The 2,775-nt window shown below is 65.4% G+C and carries 2 protein-coding genes and 1 pseudogene; 2 read left to right on the forward strand and 1 reads right to left on the reverse strand.

From position 1 onward, the window contains the following. Window positions 1-1,058: HlyD family secretion protein (locus tag EN780_RS31435; RefSeq protein ID WP_133372801.1), on the reverse strand; the 1,058-nt coding region annotated here is incomplete at its 3' end. 146 nt (window positions 1,059-1,204) lie between these two features. On the opposite strand from EN780_RS31435, the gene EN780_RS31440 reads away from it, so the two are divergent. Together EN780_RS31440 and EN780_RS31445 are read left to right on the forward strand one after the other, a co-directional pair. After that, window positions 1,205-1,918, forward strand: a complete 714-nt coding sequence (locus EN780_RS31440; protein WP_127391944.1) for a TetR/AcrR family transcriptional regulator — start codon at window positions 1,205-1,207, stop codon at window positions 1,916-1,918. Window positions 1,919-2,127: 209 nt separating this feature from the next. Continuing rightward, window positions 2,128-2,775 (forward strand): annotated as a pseudogene (locus tag EN780_RS31445) (hypothetical protein); the annotation flags it as partial.

The raw sequence follows: 2,775 nt of genomic DNA on the forward strand, positions 1-2,775 counted from the left end.
ACCTTGGTGAAGTTGCCGGTGGCGTTTTCCGGCGGCAGCAGCGAGAACACCGCACCCGAAGCCGGCGCCAGCGACGACACCGTGCCTTCGAAGCTCTGGCCGTCGATCGCATCGACCGTGATGCGGACCTTCTCGCCGGCCACCAGATGGCCGAGCTGCGTCTCCTTGAAGTTGCCGACGATGTAGAGCTTGTCCATCGGCACGACGACGGCGAGCTTCTGGCCGGGGCTGACGAGGTCGCCCTGCTCGACCGAGCGGTTGCCGACGACGCCGTCATAGGGCGCCTTGAGGACGGTGAAGGACAGATCGCGCGCCGCCTTGTCGCGGCCGAGCTGCAGCGAGGCCAGCGTGCTTGCGGACTCCGCGCGCTGCGCTTCGAGCACACCGATATTGGCCTGCGCGGCGGCGATCTGCGCGTCGGCGCCGACAAGCGCCGCCTTGGCCTGGTCGAGCGCGGTTTGCGCGTCGTCGAGCTGCGCCTGCGTGCCGACATGGGTCTTGAGCAACTGCGCCGCGCGGTCCTGGGCGCGCGCCGCATTGTCGGCCGCGGCCTGGTCGGCCACCTTCGACGCCTGCGCCTGCTGCAGCGACGCTTGGGCGGCCTTGGTCTGCGCGTCGATGCGGTCGAGCGTCTTCGCCAACGTGGCGATCTGCGCCTCGGCCTGGGCAACGGCTATCTTGTAGTCGCCGTCGTCGATGGTCAGCAGCGGGTCGCCGGCCTTGACCTGCTGGTTCTCGCTCACCAGGACCTTGTCGACATAGCCGGAAATCTTCGGCGACACGAACGACATGTCGGCCTGGACATAGGCGTCGTCGGTTGAGATCATGAAGCGGCCGTCGGTCCAGTAGTCGTAGCCGTACCAGCCAGCGGCGCCGAGCAGCCCAAGCCCGATGATGGGCAGAAGCAGCGAGCGCACCGAACGCTTCTTCTTGGCGGGCGCCTCGGCAGGGGTCACGGTGGCGGGCTGCGGAAGCGCTTCCGGCGCTTCGGTCGATGGTTGGACCTTGGCGTTGGGAAACGTGCGGACTTCGGCGGTGGCGGGCGCGTTCGAGGACATGATATCTCTCAGCAGGTTTATATGAGGAAATTCTGTTATACTGAACCGTTCGGTTCGATCTGGAGATTGACTTAGCGCTAAAACAGGCCCATATCAAGAGGCAATCGAACCGGTTGGTTCGAATTATTTTGCGAGGTGTGACTTTTATGGGCGAAACAGTGTCGGACCCCGGCAACGACCAGTGCGACGTGCTGGACAGCCTGCGTCGCGGCCGCCCGGCGGCCGGGCAGGATCCGGTCAAGCGCAGCCAGATCATCGAGGGCGCGCGCCGTGTCTTCATCGACAAGGGCTTCGAGGCCGCGTCGATGAACGACATCACCCGCGAGGCCGGCGTCTCCAAGGGCACCATCTATGTCTACTTCGCCAACAAGGAAGAGTTGTTCGAGGCGCTGATCGAGGAAGAGCGCGGCACCATCTTCAAGAACATGTACGAGATGCTCGATCGCGCCGGCGATCTGCGCGAGACACTGGTCAAGTTCGGCAAGGTGCTGTCTCTGAAGATCACCTCGGCCAAGGTCATCCAGGCGCAGCGCACGGTGATCGGCGCGGCGGACAGGATACCCGACATGGGCGCCCGGTTTTACGAGCGCGGCCCGAAACGCGGCCATGACAAGGTCATGGCCTTCCTCAATGCCGCCATCGAGCGCGGCCTGCTCAAGATCGACGATGTCGATCTTGCTGCCTATCAGTTCACCGAACTCTGCCTGGCCGGTATTTTCCGGCAGTGCATATTCTCCTACCGCACCAAGGCCCCCAGCCAGGAGGAGATCGACCATGTCGTCAGGTCGGGCGTCGGCATGTTCCTGAAGGCCTACGGGACCGAGAAGCTCGCGGCCGAGGAGCAGGCGCAGTCGGCATGAAAACCTGAAGCGCGCGGAGCGGTTGCGAAGGATCGACGTGCCTTGACGACGCGACGCAGACAGCGTCGTAACGGGCCTCGATGTCCGCCGGGCAGGTCCGTGCTCCCGCCTAAATCGACTGTCGATCGGAGCTCGCCGGAAGAGCTTGTTAACCATCGGTTCCTATGTCTCGGGACACGTTTGTTCGACGAATCTCGAGTGTGACATCCATGCGTTTTACCCGTGCCAATCCTTCCGGCGGTTCCCCCTACGGCGACAACGATGGCAGTCATCCGGAAGATGCCCGGCACCATGGCGCGGCCGCGCCGCCGCAGCGGCAAACCGGGCAGGTCGTCACGCTGCGAGCCGCCGATGAAGGCGATTCGGACGCCGCCGCCTCGTTGGATTCGACTGAAGGCGGCGAGTTCGGCCGCCCGACCTGGCAGCAATATTTCTTCCTCGCGCCCAATGTGCGTTTCACCCGCACGCCGGAGTCCGACAAGCGGCCCACGGCGCAGCCGGATGATGAACCACCGGCCAAGGCGACGCCTTCCCGCGGCGATTCCGTCCGCCCCGCGCCGTCGGCCCCCCGGCCGGTCGCGCCGGCCCGGGAAATCCTTGCTGCGCCCTCTACTGCTCCGGCCAAGCCGCCGCAGGCCATCGGCAGCTCGCCGCAGGCCATCGCCAAGCCGCCTCAGGCCATCGCCGCTCCGCCGCGGGCGGTCGCCACTCCGGCGCAAAAGGCGCAGCCGCCGAAATTCCGCTGGTCCTATCTTTCCGATGATGCGTTTTTCGAATTCAGCATGCCCTTGCTCGCCGAGCGCCTGGCGCGGGCTCGCCTGAACGAATCGTCGCCATCCCCCGCCTCCGCGCCGGTG

Origin of the sequence: Mesorhizobium sp. M4B.F.Ca.ET.089.01.1.1 (genome assembly GCF_004022605.1) — a bacterium.
GTDB classification, from domain to species: Bacteria; Pseudomonadota; Alphaproteobacteria; order Rhizobiales; family Rhizobiaceae; genus Mesorhizobium; species Mesorhizobium abyssinicae.